The sequence below is a fragment of the Bradyrhizobium sp. LeoB3 genome (assembly GCF_055456055.1).
Map to the genome: position 1 here is coordinate 25993 of NZ_JBVBEF010000024.1, position 13921 is coordinate 39913.

Genomic DNA, 13921 nt, shown 5'->3' on the forward strand with positions numbered 1-13921 from the left:
CCGCTTCACACTTTTCCGGATCATGCTCTAGCGCAGATGCGTGCGCTTGGCGCGGTGCGGCACGACCCGCTTGGGCGCAGGCGCAATCGGATCCAAGGCCGGCGCTCGCGATGCCGCGCGGCTCTCCTGCAATCGTGCGTCATAGCCCGGCGAAGGGACGACCGTCGGCGGCGCGGCATGGGACGCCGCGACTGATCCTAGAGTCAGGGTCACAACCGACCACACTGCGGTGGCGATCCGTCTCATCGATCCTCCTCCATCATGTCCCCATTGGAATTCGTGCGGGGCCGGCGCCTTTTCAAGGCATCAGCCTCGGATTTGCCCGACCGTCAACCCGGGCGAACCCTTGCCCGCCGCCTCGGCCTGCTTGACCAGTTCGACGATACGCCGTGACAGCGGCGCCTTCAGGCCGCGCCGGTCGGCGATATCTGTGATGACGCCCTGCAGATAATCGATCTCGGTGCGTCGCCCGCGCTTGAGATCTTCCCACATTGAGGAGCGCGCCTGCGGATCGATCTTCATGGTACGCCCGAGCAGCGCCTCGAAGATCGCATCCGGCAGCCGCAACAGCGGCGGTATTAGCCCAGCCGGAATCGGCGTCGGCGACACCGGTCTAATGCCTTCCGCCTTGATCGCCGCGAGCCCCTCCGCCATCTGGTCGGCGAACAGCTTTCGCCAGTTGCGCTGTGCGAGCTGCCGGCGCAGCGGGATGTCGGACAGCGCATTCAGCGCGTTGTTGAGATTGACGATCAGCTTGCCCCACTGCACGCCGTCGATATTGTCCGTCGCGCGCATTGCAAGGCCCGGCACCGATAATTGCTGCGCCGTGCCCGCCGCATCCCGTTCGACGACGATTGCGCCCGATGTCGAGCGGTGAAACCTGCCCTCGCCGAGACCGACCACGTTGAACGGCACCATCCCGCCCAGCACCTTTCGACCGGGTAGGCGCTGGCGCAACAGGCCGACATTGCCGACGCCGTTCTGCAGGCTGACGATGACTGCATCGTCAGGCGCGTGCCTCGCGATGAGGTCAGCCATATCAGCGGTATCCGCGCTCTTGACCGTGACCAGCACCGTGCCGGCGTCGGCAAAAATGGAGGGATCGTCGGACAGCGTGATCTCGTTCGCAGCAAGCCTTTGCTCTGACCCGTCGAAGCCGATCAGGCGCAGCCCGTTACCCCTGATTTCATCGACCACGCGCGGCCGCGCCAACAGCGCCACCTTGCGGCCGCTGGCTGCCAGCATGCCGCCAACAAAACAGCCGATGCTGCCGGCACCGGCGATCCCGATCGGTCGATCCAAAGCATTCATCCGCCGTTCAACCCCACGACCATAATCGATAGCAGACTTGGTATTTTGTGCCTACCGAACCGGAGCCGCAGCCTGCGGCCGTACCTTGTAACCGTCATGGGCGGCCGTTATGTTTTCGGCGCGGGGCAGATACGCGGGAGAAGACGATGGGTTTACTCGACGTACTCAACGGCATGCAGAATGGCCCGCGCGGGCCCAGCACGCCGAGCGCCGAATCCGACAAGGGCGGCATGTCGCCAATGACCATGGCCATCCTGGCACTGCTGGCCTGGAAGGCGGTCAGGCATTTCACCAATCAGCCCGGCGAGGCCCCACGGCAGGCGCCGGCGCCGACGCCAACTCAGACACCCGCTCCTCCGCCCGGCAACGTCGTCGCAGCAAACGTGCCCGGCGGTGCGGCGGGCGGCGGATTGAGCGATCTGCTCAAGGGCGGCCTTGGCGGACTGCTCGCCGGTGGTGCTGCCGGCACGGTCCTGAGCGGCGGGCTCGGCGATCTCCTGAAACAACTGCAGGATAACGGCCTCGGCGACCAGGCCAATTCCTGGGTCAGCAACGGCCCAAACAAGCAGGTCGCGCCGGGCGATCTCGCCAACGCGCTGGGTGCCGACCAGATCGACCAGATCTCCGCGCAAAGCGGCCTATCGCGCGACGACCTGCTCAGTGGCTTGAGCCAGTTTTTGCCCGACGCGGTCAATCACCTGACGCCGGACGGGCGACTGCCGAGCGACGAGGAAATGTCGCGGCGGGTTTGATTGCGGCCGCGGACAAAGGCTGATTTCTCGTTTCAGGAAAGGACGACCGCCATGAGCGGCATTCTTTGGGTCATTATCGTCGGCTTCATCGCAGGCCTGATCGCGCGCTTCCTCTCGCCCGGACCGAACAACCCGAGCGGGTTCATCCTGACGACGGTGCTCGGGATCGCCGGCGCGTTTCTCGCGACCTGGGTCGGACAGGCCATCGGCCATTACAGCCCCGATCAAGGCGCCGGCTTCATCACCGCCACCATCGGCGCGGTGGTGGTGCTGTTCATCTGGAACCGGCTGGTGGCGAGCGGCGTCATTCCCGATCCCGGCAGGCGGTAGCGCGCTTTGCTCTCGCTCCGTCATGCCCGGGCTTGTCCCGGGCATCCACGTTCTTCGTATCCGCGGCCAAGATCGTGGATGGCCGGGACCCGGCTACGCCAAGGCTTCGCCGGGCACTCCAGCGTCGGTCCGGCGAAGCGATAGCGAAGACGGGCAAGCCTGGCCATGACATAGAGGATGCGCCTACGAAATCAGATGCATTCCCGCATCCATGCGCACGCATTCGCCGGTCATGTTGCTCGAGGCCGGCGTCGCCAGGAAGCAGACGAGCTGTGCAATATCTTCCGCCGTTGAGGCGACCTTCAGCGGCACCCTCGCCACGACAGCGTCGCGCACCTGCTTGGCGCCGGCTTCGCCGCGGCCCTTGGTGAACCAGGGCGTGTCGATATAGCCGGGGCATACCGTGTTGACGCGAATGAGCGGCGCGAGCGCACGCGAGAGCGACAGCGTCATGGTGTTGAGCGCGCCCTTGCTAGCGGCATAGGCGATCGAGGAGCCGACGCCGGAAATACCCGCAACCGACGAGACATTCACAACCGCCGAGGCGCGCCCCGACGCGTTGGCGCCGGCTTCAAGCAGCGGTCGGGTCGCGCGCACCATCTGGAACGGCCCGATGGTGTTCACCGCGTAGATGCGTTGGAAATCTTCCGCCGAGAGCCCGTCGAGATTGTCGTGCGCGACATGCTTGGTGGTGCCGGCATTGTTGATCAGTGCATCCAGCCTGCCCCAGGATGCCGCCGCTGCGGCGATCTTCCGACAATCCTCGTCGCGCGACACGTCGCCCTGCACCACCACGACCTCGGCGCCGGCGCTGCGGCAAAGATCGGCGGTCTCTTCGGCTTCGTTCTTGCTGTTGGAATAGTTGACGACGACGCGTCCACCGCTCTTTGCCAGGATCTGCGCGGTCGCGGCCCCGAGGCCGGACGCAGAGCCCGTTACGATCGCATACAAACCATCCTTCGACATTAGCACTCCACTCCCTCTTTAGCTTTTGCGCTCAAAACGTTCCCGCGCTGGCATACCATATCGCGCGGCCAAGGCGACAAGCCAGAACTCCGTTGCGTGGAATTTCTGCTTCCGCGCGATGGCTCGCATGCCGCGGCCGCAGGCGGCCCTGCGGACAGCGCTTGTCAGGGCTATGGCTTTTCCCCATCATAAAGCGCAAGAACGAAATGCACTTGGCGCGCCCGTTTGGCGCGTCCGAGACGTGCCAAATTCCATAGCTTGAGGAACGCCGTGGCGGAGAGTGAGAATATCGTCGTCGAGACCGCAGAGAAAATCTTTGCCGATCTCGCCGACGCCCAGACCATCAACAGTGACACGACGGGAAGCTGGAAAGCGCCGCTGTGGCAGGCGCTGAGCGAGGCCGGCCTGCCGCTCGCCTGGGTGCCGGACGATCTCGGCGGTTCCGGCGCGAGTCTGGCCGAAAGCTTTGGCGTGCTCAACGCCGCGGGCCGGTTTGCAATCGCGGTGCCGCTCGCCGAGACCATGCTGGCGGGCTGGCTGCTCGCGCAGGCGAAGATCACGTCCCCCGACGGCGAGATGACGGTGGTCCCCGCGAGCCCGAAGGACCGCATCACGCTCAATGCCGATGGCAGCCTGTCCGGCCGCGCCCGCGGCGTGCCCTTTGCCAAAGCGGCAAAGCATTTCGCAGTGCTGGCGCATGGCAACGGCGGCATCTCGATCGCATTGGTCGATGCCGCGAAAGGCCGGACCGAGGCCGGCATCAATGTCGGCTACGACAATTCGGACACCGTGACGCTGGACAAGGTCGAGCCAATCACGATCAAGCCGGCGCCGAAGGGCTTTGACCAGACCACGCTGATGCTGATGGGCGGCGTGGTCCGCAGCCTCCAGATCGCGGGCGCGCTGGAATCGATGCTCGACATTTCCGTGCGGTACTCCAACGAACGTGTCGCCTTCGAGAAGAAGATCTCGAAATTCCAAGCGGTGCAGCACAATCTCGCACGCCTCGCCGGCGAATCCGCCGCCGCGCTTGCGGCCGCGACCTCTGCCGCCGACGCCGTTGCGAATGCGACCTCTTTCGACGACGCAGTGTACCTCGAAGCAGCGTCCGCCAAGATCCGCTGCGCGGAGGCGGCCGAGAAAGGCGGCGCCATCGCACACCAGGTGCACGGCGCGATCGGCTTCACCATGGAGCATATCCTGCATCGCTATTCGCTGCGTGCGCTGGCCTGGCGCGACGATTTCGGCTCGGAAAGCCATTGGGCGGTTGAGCTCGGCAAGCGTGTCGCCGCCAGAGGCGCCGACGAATTGTGGCCGCTGGTGGCCTCGCGCTGATTTACGGAAAGAGCCATGACTGCAGCCCTACGTTTCGATCCGATCCGTCTGCCGCCCGAATGCGAGCAATTACGCAAAGAGGTGCGCGCCTTCCTTGCCGAGGAGATCGCCGCCGGCACCTTTGATCCGAACAAGCCCAACCGCGAAGATACCGACGCGCCGGAATTCTCGCGCCGGGTCGGCGCCAAGGGCTGGCTCGGCATGACTTGGCCGAAGAAATATGGCGGCCAGGAGCGCTCGTTCCTTGAACGTTATGTGGTCACCGAGGAGATGCGGGTCGCCAACGCGCCGACGCGACGCTTCTTCGTCGCCGACCGCCAGAGCGGGCCGGTCCTCTTGAAGTACGCGCCCGAGCATATCAAGATGGACATCCTGCCCCGCATCTGCCGCGGCGAACTCTGTTTTGCGATCGGCATGAGCGAGCCGAATTCCGGCTCGGATTTGTTCGCGGCGAAGACGCGCGCGACCAAGACCGACGGCGGCTACCTCATCAACGGCAGCAAGATCTGGACCTCCTCGGCGCATATCGCCGACTACATGATCGCGATCTTCCGCACTTCGCCGCCGACGAAAGAAAACCGTCGCCATGGCCTGACCCAGTTCCTGGTCAAGATGAAACAGCCGGGCATTAAGGTGAATCCGATTGGCCAGATCACGGGGCAATTCGAGTTCAACGAAGTCGTCTTCACCGACTATTTCGTGCCCGACGATCACGTGCTGGGTGAGATCGATGGCGCCTGGAAGCAGGCGACGTCAGAGCTCGCCTATGAGCGCAGTGGCCCCGAGCGCTTCCTTGAGACCTATTACGTGCTGACCGAGCTGGTGCGCGCCGTCGGCGACAAGCCTGATACGCGCAGCGCCGAAGGCATCGGCCGTCTGGTGGCGCAGCTTCACACCATGCGCCGCATGTCGGTCTCGGTCGCCGGCATGCTGCAAGCTGGCAAGGAGCCGGTCGTGGAGGCCTCCATCGTCAAGGACATCGGCACGGTATGGGAGCAGCAATTGCCGCATCGCGTGCGCGACCTCGCCGCCTTCGTCGAGGAGACCGCCTCCAACCGCGAGACGCTGGAGAAGCAGCTCGAATTCGCGCTTCGGACGGCGCCGAAACTGACGATCCAGGGGGGCACCACGGAAGTGCTCCGCGGCATCATCGCCCGCGGGCTTGGGTTACGCTAATTTTTGTAGGGAACGCTCATGAGCAAATATACCGATATCGGCGTCGAGAAGCAGGGCCACGTCGGCCTGATCGAAATCCGCAGACCGCCGTTGAACTTCTTCGACGTCGCGCTGATCAACCAGATCGCGGACGCGCTGGAGGAATTCGACCGCGACATCGAGATCCGCGCAAGCGTGCTGGCTGCGCAAGGCAAGGCGTTCTGCGCCGGCGCCAATTTCAACGATCCGGCGCGGCAGGAGCAGGAAGAGCGCGCAGCCTCTGATCCGGCTGCCAATCTGCCGATCAACCATCTCTATGTGCAGGCGGTGCGCATCTTCCGCAACAAGAAGCCGATCGTCGCCGCTGTCCATGGCGCCGCCATCGGCGGCGGACTTGGCCTTGCCGTCTCCGCGGATTTCCGAGTTACCTGCCCCGAGGCGCGCTTCTCGGCAAACTTCACCAAGCTCGGCTTCCATCCCGGCTTCGGATTGACATTCACGCTGCCCGAACTGATCGGCAAGAACAACGCGGAATTGATGTTCTACACCAGCCGCCGCGTCACCGGCGAGGAGGCCTATCGCTGGGGACTCGCCAACGTGCTGGTGCCGCAAGATCAAGTGCGCGCCGAGGCGCTGAAGCTCGCGCAGGAGATCGCCGAGTGCTCCCCGCTCGGCCTCATCTCCACCCGCGCCACCATGCGCAGCGACTTCGCCGACCGCGTGCTCGCCGCCACCAATCATGAGCTGATCGAGCAGACCAGGCTGCGCGCCACCGAAGATTTCAAGGAAGGCGTGAAAGCCTCCGCCGAGCGCCGCGTTGCGAATTTCAAGGGGCGATAACGCCGCTCTCGATCGTCATGGCCGGGCTTGTCCCGGCCATGACGACAGAGTGTGTGGCTCAGGCGGCGAGCCGGAACGTGACGCCACCCAACGAGAACTCGTCGCCGGTCACCGCAAGTCCCTTTTTCTTTGCAGCATCGCGCACCCTCGCCGCGTCCGCCACCTTGAACGTCAGCGCGCTCATGATCTCGCTTTCGCCGTTGACGAAGCGGAAGGTGCAATTCGGCAATCGTAGCTCGGTCCCGCTGACCGGCACCTCGAGGATCCGCCCCCAATGCGCCGCGAGCACTTGCGGCTCCGGGCTCTGCATCTCGACTTCGGTCAGCGCCTGCGTCACATCCTTTCGGATGTGCTTCTGCCACTCCGGCCCGGCCGGCGGATAAGGCCCCAGGACATCGTCGCTGCCATCGGTGTGGTTGAACTCGATGAAGGCGGCGCGGCAGTCGCGCGGGTGGAGTTGCACGCCGTGATAGGGCGCGTGCGTGATCACGTTGGCGGTGCGCACGCCGATGGCGTTGGCATGCGCGCCGCGCGCGTCGGGATCATCACAGCAGAAGATCGCCATATAGCCGCCGCGGCCGCTGGTCTTCTCAATGAAGCGGCCTGCCGCCGTGCCCGGCTTAAACGGTGCCACCACTTCGAGCAGGATGGTGTCAACCGGCAGCAGCGCGTTCTCCAGGCCATATTTCGCGACATTGCCGTCGCGATAGCAGACGCTCAGGCCCATGATGTCGGCGATAGCTGAAATCACGGGCTCGAGTTCTGGCGCCACCAGACAAATCTGGCGCAGCCTGAGGTAGCCAGCCATCCCTACTCGCCCTTGAAGACGGGCTTGCGCTTCTCGACGAACGCCCTGGCCGCTTCCTTGTGGTCGGCTGTCTCACCGCAGCGGGTGTGATGGATGGCTTCGCCGTCGAAGCAATCCTCGAGCGACAGATGCTCGGCATTGTTGATGTTGCGCTTGATGAAGCCGAGCGCGATCGACGGTCCCTGTGCCAGCGACATCGCAAGCTCGCGCGCGGCGGCGTCAATCTGCGCATCCGGCACCACCTTGGTCACGACGCCAAGCGCATGCGCCTCCTGCGCGGTGAGGACCGGCGAGGTCAGATACAGCTCGCGCGCCTTCGCGCTGCCGAGGAGTTGGGTCAGGAAATAGGTCCCGCCATAGTCGCCGGAGAAGCCGACCTTGGCGAAGGCGGTCGTGATCTTGCAGGACTCGCTCGCCACCCGCAGGTCGCAGGACAGCGCGATCGAGAGCCCGGCGCCGGCTGCAGCGCCGTCGAGCTGCGCCACCACCGGCTTTGCCATCTGGTGCAGGATCCGCGAGACCTCCATGCCGCGACGTAAGTTGGTAAGTTTGGCCTCGAACGGCAGCGGCGCCCGCCCTTCCGCCATCGACTTCACGTCGCCGCCGACGCAGAAGGTGCCGCCGGCGCCCTTGATCAGCACCGCCCGCACCTCGTGATCCTCGGCTGCCCGCCGCGCCGCCTCGACCAGGCCGCGCGTCATGTCCGGGTTCAGCGCATTGCGCCGCTCCGGACGGTTCATGGTGATGGTGAGCAGGCCGTTGTCGAGGCTTTGCAGGACGATGCTGTTTTCAGTCATGGGTTTGGCTTTCTTGGTTGTTGTTAGTTAGATCCATCCACCGTCATTGCGAGCGGAGCGAAGCAATCCATCTCGCCGCTTGCGGAGCCATGGATTGCTTCGTCGCTATCGCTCCTCGCAATGACGGCCACGCTTCGCGTCACTTCTTCACCAGCGGGCAGCGCGAATTTTCCAGCGGCTGGAACGCCTCGTTGCCGGAAACGGTCGCGAGCAGCTTGTAGTCGTCCCAGCGTCCCCTGGACTCGGACGGCTTCTTCACCTCGAACAGATACATGTCGTGCACCATGCGGCCGTCCTCGCGGATCCTGCCGTTCTTGGCGAACATGTCGTTGATCGGGGTCTCCTTCATCACCTTCATCACAGCCGCGGCATCCGTGGTGCCCGCGGCCTTCACCGCCTTCAGGTAATGCGTGACGGACGAATAGACGCCGGCCTGCGCCGAGGTCGGCACGCGCTTGGTGCGCTCCATGAAGCGCTTGGTGAATGCGCGGGTGTCGTCGTTCAGGTCCCAGTAGAAGGCTTCGGCGAGCAACAGCCCCTGCGCGGTGTCGAGGCCGACGCTGTCGATGTCGGTGACGAAGGCGAGCAACGGGGAGAGTTTCTGGCCGCTCTTGGTCAGACCGAATTCGGCCGCCTGCTTGATCGCGTTGATGGTGTCGCCGCCGGCATTGGCAAGCCCGATCACCTTCGCCTTTGAGGCCTGCGCCTGCAGCAGGAAGGACGAGAAGTCCGACGTATTCAGCGGATGGCGGACACTGCCCAGCACCTTGCCGCCAGTCTTGACCACGACATTGGTGGTGTCCTTCTCGAGATCCTGCCCGAAGGCGTAGTCGGCGGTCAGGAAGAACCAGGTGTCGAGGCCGGATTTGACCGCCGCGAGACCCGTCACATTGGCCTGCGCGAAGGTGTCGAACACATAGTGCACGGTATAGGGGCCGCAGGCCTCGTTGGAGAGGCGGATCGAGCCGGGGCCGTTGAAGATGATGATCTTGCCCCGCGCCTTGGCGATCTCGCCCGCGGCGAGCGCGGTGGCGGAAGCCGCGACGTCGAAGATCATCTCGACGCCCTGGTTGTCGAGCATATCGCGCGCGATGTTCGCGGCGAGGTCGGCCTTGTTGAGATGATCGCCGACCACGACCTCGACCTTGCGGCCCAAGACCTCACCGCCGAAATCCTCCACCGCCATCTTGGCGGCGGTTTCGCTGCCGGGGCCGGTGATGTCGGCGTAAAGGCTCGACATGTCGAGGATGCCGCCGATCTTGAGCGGCGGCGGTTTGCCCTGCGCCAGCGCCGCGGTGGCCGAGACCGCCAGCATGCAGGCGAATGCGCCCGACAGAATCCGTTTCATGAAGTCCTCCCGGTTCGTCAGCCACATTGACTGCGGTCTACCATTTTGCGGCGCGATCATGCCGCATGAGATTGGTGGCAGCAAGCCGCGGCAATACATGAATCTGCCCGTGGTTTTCCGTTAAACGGAATGGTCTTCGGGGGCGTCAGCTCGATACAATATCTCGGCGTCGATCGAAGTTTGCGGTCGAACGAAACAGCGCTTTGATCACGGGTCTCGCCCCGAGCAGCGACTTGCAATTGAGCCCGCAGGCGCAGGCGCGTCCGGACACGCGGCAATCAAAAGCGCGTGCCTCGCTGCTGATTTCGATTGCCTCCCGGTGGCCGCCACTTTCTCGCCTAGTTCCCACGCCCCTAGCTCACGACAGAGATTAACGAATCCCTGACTCCGTGTTGCTCGCGAGACACGCCGCCTCAGTAAAGCCACGCCGCGCGTACCGCTTTTGTTGCGGTTGCGAGGGGGCTGGGGGTACGGTCGTCGCAAATATTCGGTAGCCCTTCGAGGAGGAGCCATGAACGCATATCGCGGCCACACCGGACTGGTCGGCCGGCACTTGTTTCCGCGGCTGCGCGCCGTCGCGACCGCGCTGTTGCTGCTGCTTCCGGTCGTCGCAAGCCCGGCACAGGCTGCGCCGGAATCGGCCGCCGCTCGCGCCTCCACCGCCCACGTCTTTCTGCTCCGCGGGGTCCTGAACATCTTCTCGCTGGGACTGGACGAGATTGCCGCGAAACTAGAGGCGCAGGGCATGCGCGTGACGATCAGCAATTACGTGTTCTGGTCATCGCTCGCCAACGAGGCCGCGGCCGAATACCGCAGCGGCAAGATCAAGACCGTCATCCTGGTCGGTCACTCCTCGGGCGCGACCTCCCTGCCGGATATGGTCGCGAGGCTGGACCAGCTCGGCGTTCCCGTGAAGCTTGCCATCGGGCTCGACTCGGTGTTCCACACCAGCCTTTCGGGACGGGTCGGACGATACATCAATTTCTACGTCGCCAACGGCGCCGGCACGCCGGTCGAAAGGGCCAGGGGATTCCAGGGCACGCTTGACAACGTCAATGTCCAGAGCGTGCCGGGCGTCGGGCACCTGACGATCGAAAAGAGCCAGATCATGCAGCAGAAGGTGATCAGCGAGATCGACGCCGTCGTCTTCGGCCGGCCAAGCCCGGCATCGCCGACGAAGCGGCGGCAGCCGAGTGAGGCAAGCGCCGCCGTACCACCACGGGCGGCCGCCAGCGCGGCCGCGGTCCGTAACTGATCCCGGGCCTATCGAATTGCGGCGCGCAGGTTGCGCCGCAATTCTTGCCAATTCCTGCGCGATAGTTCATCTCAAACGCGGGCAAGTGGCCAGCCGGCAATCGGGCGCCGGCGTATCTGCGCGCCGAAACCACAGGCGGAAGGCGCATGATCAATCCGAAACCGCTAATGGCCATTGTGTTTCGGGCAATGCTTGTCGCCTGCATCTGGCCGGCCGGTTGCCATTTCGCGCTCGCGGCTCCGGCCGCAAAGCAGGCCAATACCGCTGCCACGGTGGCCGCATTACCGCCCCCTGCCGCCGAACAACCCGCTCCGACGCCACGGGTGCGCGCCTATCTGTTTCGTGGCGCCATGGGCCCGATTTTTTCGCGCGGGATGGATCAACTGACCAGCCGCCTCCAGGAGGTCGGCGTCGAGGCCGACGTTAACGAGTTTACCATCTGCCGGCTCATCGCCGCCAAGGCGATCCGCGAATACAAAAAGGATCCTCTTCCGATCGTCCTGATCGGGCACTCGATGGGCGGACTTTGCTCCGTGATATTCGCCGAAGTCCTTCAGGAGGAGAACATCCCGGTCAGCCTGATCGTCGCCATCGATCCGGCGCACGCAACGGGGAAAGTGCCGCTCAATGTCGAGCGCTTCATCAATATCTTCATGTCCGACAGCGTGTTGGGGGGCGGCGATGTCGTCGCCGAGTCGGGCTATCAAGGCCACTATGCAAGCTTCGACCTGAAGGACCATAAGGAAGTCACCCACATCAACATCGACAAGATGGATACCATCCACGACCAGTTGGTGAACGCGGTCGTGCAACTCGGGACGACACCGATGCAGATCAAAGGCGAGACTGCACCGCTGCGCTACGTCGTTCCGCAAGATGCGCCGCTCGAGCTGTGGGACAGCGGCATTCCGCAATACGCCCGCGCAGGCGACACCTTGCAGGGTCTGGCCACAGTGAACCACGTCCCGCTGTGGTCACTCATCCAGGCCAATCAGCTGTCCGATAATGCCCCACTGACCGCCGGCCAGCGCGTCGTCATCCCGCGCCACCTGATGCCAGTCTCGCAGCAGCCCGCAACAACGGCGACGGCCGCGGAGCCGGCAAAGCGACCGGCAAGTCCCACTCCCCGCCCTTCGCGGGGCCAGGCTTCGGGCGAGAAGTCGTCTCCGCGACCACGGTGATAGATGTCTGCACGTAGCCCAGGTTGGAGCGGAACGCGCAGCAACCCGGGACATCTGCGTCAGCGTTTAGGAGCGGCCGCTGGCGCTTCACTCGGGCTACGGCGCCATTCTGATTTAAGCAGAAACCGTGCTGCGGCTAACCGGCCGGCATGAACGGGATCAGCATCGGAACGCGCCGGCGATACGCTCCATATTCCTCCGCGCCGAGTTCGGCGCTGAGGAATACCTCCTCCATGCGGGCCTTCTGCGCCATACCGAGCGAGATCAGCACTGCCCCGAGGATCGCCGTCACCGTCCCGACGGCAATGCCGGTGACCAACATTCCCGCGATCAGGCCGGTGTAGATCGGATGGCGCACGAGGCCATACGGCCCTGTGTCAATGACGTGGTGCCCTTCCTTGTGCGTGATCGCGTTCGACCAGAACCGTCCGAGATGGATTCGCGCCCACCAGGTGAAGGAGATTCCGGCCAGCGTCAGGACCGCCATTACGTAGATGCCGAAGCTGCCGAACTGCCACAACGGCTTTTCCCCCAGCACCTGTCCGGTCCATGGCAGGAACAGGATCGCGCCGACGAGGATCGGGATGCGGTACCTCAGCGAGTCCGAGGTCATGACGTGCTTCTTGGTCTGGCCGGACCAGACCGATGCCGCCACCCAGCTCATGACCCATAGAATCCAGATGATGGCGAGCAACTGGGTGGGCCAGGTGGCGGTCCACCCGCTCCAGACAAACGCGAACCATTGACCAGGGTCTTGCGACATATTGCAACCGTATCAGGCGATTGGATCAGACGCCAAACCGGCGCGTGGTATTGAACGACTGGGCGCCCGGGCTCGATGCCGGTTCCCATTCCGCCTGATTGTGACCGGAGCCAAGCAGATGCGCAATGGTTTCGCGAAGCACCGGCTCGACCGGCCCGGGCGCGTAGCCGAGTTCGCGCTGCGCCTTTTCGATCGACAGCGCCTCTGCCCGCCGCGCGATCCGCACCCCTTCGGCCGTGCCCGACGGCGGCCGGTGGGTCACGCGATCGGCAACGAACTCCAGGATGCCCGCGGTGATCTCGGCAAGGCGGCCATTGATCGCAAGGCGCGGCGTGCGCCGGCCCCTGACATGCGCCATGATCCGCAGCACCTGCTTCAGCGCGATGCCTTCGCCGCCGAGAATGTAGCGATGTCCGAACTGCCCGCGTTGCATGGCGAGGATCAGCCCTGCCGCGACATCGCGCACGTCGACCAGGTTCACGACGAAATCTAGATAGAGCTGCACGCGCTGGCTCAGGAATAGCCGGAGCATTTCCGTCGGCGGCGTGAAATTGTGGTCGTGGGTCCCGATCGGCATCGTGGGGCAGCCGATGACGACAGGATATCCCGCTGCCGCCTGCTGCATCGCATAGCGTTCGGCGAGCATTTTCGAGCGCGTATAGGGCCCCGGCATGTCGTCGGGCAATAGCGCGTCGTCGGCGAGGCGATCGTCCGATCGCGAGGCGCGGAACAGGATTGATTCGGTGGAGCAGTGCAGGAGCCGCTTCACGCCGCGCTTGCACGCGGTCCCGATCACGACCTCGGTGCCGCCACAGTTGACATCGTGGAAATCGGCTTTCCGCGGCAGCCACATCCCGGGCAACCCGGCAAGGTGATACACCTCGTCGACGCCATCGATGGCGCTGTCTACGAGGTCGCGGTCAAGCACCGATCCCTTGACATACTCGACCTTCGGCAACGCCCGCGACGGCGGCTGCAGATCAAGCACACGTACGTCGCTGCCCTGCGCGACAAGCGCCGAGACCAGGTGCTTGCCAATGAAGCCGTTACCGCCTGTAACTAGGATTCGTGTCATGCGGT

At 64.3% G+C, this 13921-nt stretch carries 15 protein-coding genes; 7 read left to right on the plus strand and 8 right to left on the minus strand.

The window, feature by feature from the left end; all coding sequences use genetic code 11:
* Positions 1–27: 27 nt before the first annotated feature.
* Both ACZXDY_RS17875 and ACZXDY_RS17880 read right to left on the minus strand, forming a co-directional pair.
* Positions 28–246 (minus strand): hypothetical protein, encoded by a 219-nt coding sequence (locus ACZXDY_RS17875; RefSeq protein WP_028164285.1) that lies wholly within the window; start codon positions 244–246, stop codon positions 28–30.
* A gap of 60 nt (positions 247–306) precedes the next feature.
* On the minus strand, positions 307–1311 hold the full coding sequence (locus tag ACZXDY_RS17880; RefSeq protein ID WP_464346402.1) for a 2-dehydropantoate 2-reductase: 1005 nt from the start codon (positions 1309–1311) through the stop codon (positions 307–309).
* A gap of 146 nt (positions 1312–1457) precedes the next feature.
* Here ACZXDY_RS17880 and ACZXDY_RS17885 point away from each other — a divergent pair, with 146 nt between their 5' ends.
* Positions 1458–2063, plus strand: a complete 606-nt coding sequence (locus ACZXDY_RS17885) for a YidB family protein (protein ID WP_028164283.1) — start codon at positions 1458–1460, stop codon at positions 2061–2063.
* Positions 2064–2114: 51 nt separating this feature from the next.
* Positions 2115–2393 (plus strand): GlsB/YeaQ/YmgE family stress response membrane protein, encoded by a 279-nt coding sequence (locus tag ACZXDY_RS17890; RefSeq protein WP_464346403.1) that lies wholly within the window; start codon positions 2115–2117, stop codon positions 2391–2393.
* A gap of 183 nt (positions 2394–2576) precedes the next feature.
* On the opposite strand, the gene ACZXDY_RS17895 is transcribed toward ACZXDY_RS17890, so the two are convergent.
* Complete coding sequence (locus ACZXDY_RS17895) at positions 2577–3359, minus strand: SDR family NAD(P)-dependent oxidoreductase (RefSeq protein ID WP_464346404.1); 783 nt, start codon at positions 3357–3359, stop codon at positions 2577–2579.
* A gap of 270 nt (positions 3360–3629) precedes the next feature.
* Here ACZXDY_RS17895 and ACZXDY_RS17900 point away from each other — a divergent pair, with 270 nt between their 5' ends.
* The 3 genes from ACZXDY_RS17900 to ACZXDY_RS17910 are packed head-to-tail and all read left to right on the plus strand — an operon-like array spanning position 3630 to position 6689.
* Positions 3630–4694 carry an acyl-CoA dehydrogenase family protein gene (locus tag ACZXDY_RS17900; protein ID WP_464346405.1) on the plus strand — a complete coding sequence of 355 codons (1065 nt, stop codon included), beginning with the start codon at positions 3630–3632 and terminating at the stop codon, positions 4692–4694.
* A gap of 15 nt (positions 4695–4709) precedes the next feature.
* Entirely contained in the window at positions 4710–5870 is a 1161-nt protein-coding gene (locus ACZXDY_RS17905; RefSeq protein ID WP_456641417.1) for an acyl-CoA dehydrogenase family protein, read from the plus strand.
* Between the two features lie 18 nt (positions 5871–5888).
* Positions 5889–6689 (plus strand): enoyl-CoA hydratase/isomerase family protein, encoded by an 801-nt coding sequence (locus ACZXDY_RS17910; protein WP_130225973.1) that lies wholly within the window; start codon positions 5889–5891, stop codon positions 6687–6689.
* Between the two features lie 58 nt (positions 6690–6747).
* Here the strand turns inward: ACZXDY_RS17910 and ACZXDY_RS17915 are convergent, their stop codons facing one another.
* From ACZXDY_RS17915 to ACZXDY_RS17925, 3 genes are all read right to left on the minus strand, one after another.
* On the minus strand, positions 6748–7497 hold the full coding sequence (locus tag ACZXDY_RS17915; RefSeq protein ID WP_464346406.1) for a VOC family protein: 750 nt from the start codon (positions 7495–7497) through the stop codon (positions 6748–6750).
* Positions 7498–7499: 2 nt separating this feature from the next.
* A complete protein-coding gene (locus ACZXDY_RS17920) occupies positions 7500–8294 on the minus strand; it encodes an enoyl-CoA hydratase (RefSeq protein WP_464346407.1) in 795 nt (264 codons plus the stop codon).
* A gap of 139 nt (positions 8295–8433) precedes the next feature.
* A complete protein-coding gene (locus tag ACZXDY_RS17925; protein ID WP_464346408.1) occupies positions 8434–9642 on the minus strand; it encodes an ABC transporter substrate-binding protein in 1209 nt (402 codons plus the stop codon).
* Positions 9643–10153: 511 nt separating this feature from the next.
* On the opposite strand from ACZXDY_RS17925, the gene ACZXDY_RS17930 reads away from it, so the two are divergent.
* Positions 10154–10897: a hypothetical protein gene (locus ACZXDY_RS17930; RefSeq protein ID WP_051396755.1), complete on the plus strand. Its 744-nt coding sequence runs from the start codon at positions 10154–10156 to the stop codon at positions 10895–10897.
* Between the two features lie 146 nt (positions 10898–11043).
* On the plus strand, positions 11044–12078 hold the full coding sequence (locus ACZXDY_RS17935; RefSeq protein WP_130225976.1) for a LysM domain-containing protein: 1035 nt from the start codon (positions 11044–11046) through the stop codon (positions 12076–12078).
* Positions 12079–12214: 136 nt separating this feature from the next.
* Here the strand turns inward: ACZXDY_RS17935 and ACZXDY_RS17940 are convergent, their stop codons facing one another.
* The gene (locus tag ACZXDY_RS17940; protein WP_028164273.1) at positions 12215–12841 is read right to left on the minus strand and encodes a methyltransferase family protein; all 627 of its coding nucleotides are present in this window, start codon (positions 12839–12841) and stop codon (positions 12215–12217) included.
* 25 nt (positions 12842–12866) lie between these two features.
* Positions 12867–13916, minus strand: a complete 1050-nt coding sequence (locus tag ACZXDY_RS17945; RefSeq protein ID WP_051396753.1) for an NAD-dependent epimerase/dehydratase family protein — start codon at positions 13914–13916, stop codon at positions 12867–12869.
* Positions 13917–13921: the final 5 nt, after the last annotated feature.

Excerpts from the sequence above, each read along its gene's own strand:
- ACZXDY_RS17875 (WP_028164285.1), bottom strand. The coding sequence starts at position 246 with ATGAGACGGATCGCCACCGCAGTGTGGTCGGTTGTGACCCTGACTCTA.
- ACZXDY_RS17940 (WP_028164273.1), bottom strand. The coding sequence starts at position 12,841 with ATGTCGCAAGACCCTGGTCAATGGTTCGCGTTTGTCTGGAGCGGGTGG.
- ACZXDY_RS17935 (WP_130225976.1), top strand. The coding sequence starts at position 11,044 with ATGATCAATCCGAAACCGCTAATGGCCATTGTGTTTCGGGCAATGCTT.
- ACZXDY_RS17930 (WP_051396755.1), top strand. The coding sequence starts at position 10,154 with ATGAACGCATATCGCGGCCACACCGGACTGGTCGGCCGGCACTTGTTT.
- ACZXDY_RS17895 (WP_464346404.1), bottom strand. The coding sequence starts at position 3,359 with ATGTCGAAGGATGGTTTGTATGCGATCGTAACGGGCTCTGCGTCCGGC.
- ACZXDY_RS17885 (WP_028164283.1), top strand. The coding sequence starts at position 1,458 with ATGGGTTTACTCGACGTACTCAACGGCATGCAGAATGGCCCGCGCGGG.
- ACZXDY_RS17915 (WP_464346406.1), bottom strand. The coding sequence starts at position 7,497 with ATGGCTGGCTACCTCAGGCTGCGCCAGATTTGTCTGGTGGCGCCAGAA.
- ACZXDY_RS17945 (WP_051396753.1), bottom strand. The coding sequence starts at position 13,916 with ATGACACGAATCCTAGTTACAGGCGGTAACGGCTTCATTGGCAAGCAC.
- ACZXDY_RS17890 (WP_464346403.1), top strand. The coding sequence starts at position 2,115 with ATGAGCGGCATTCTTTGGGTCATTATCGTCGGCTTCATCGCAGGCCTG.
- ACZXDY_RS17925 (WP_464346408.1), bottom strand. The coding sequence starts at position 9,642 with ATGAAACGGATTCTGTCGGGCGCATTCGCCTGCATGCTGGCGGTCTCG.
- ACZXDY_RS17905 (WP_456641417.1), top strand. The coding sequence starts at position 4,710 with ATGACTGCAGCCCTACGTTTCGATCCGATCCGTCTGCCGCCCGAATGC.
- ACZXDY_RS17880 (WP_464346402.1), bottom strand. The coding sequence starts at position 1,311 with ATGAATGCTTTGGATCGACCGATCGGGATCGCCGGTGCCGGCAGCATC.
- ACZXDY_RS17920 (WP_464346407.1), bottom strand. The coding sequence starts at position 8,294 with ATGACTGAAAACAGCATCGTCCTGCAAAGCCTCGACAACGGCCTGCTC.
- ACZXDY_RS17910 (WP_130225973.1), top strand. The coding sequence starts at position 5,889 with ATGAGCAAATATACCGATATCGGCGTCGAGAAGCAGGGCCACGTCGGC.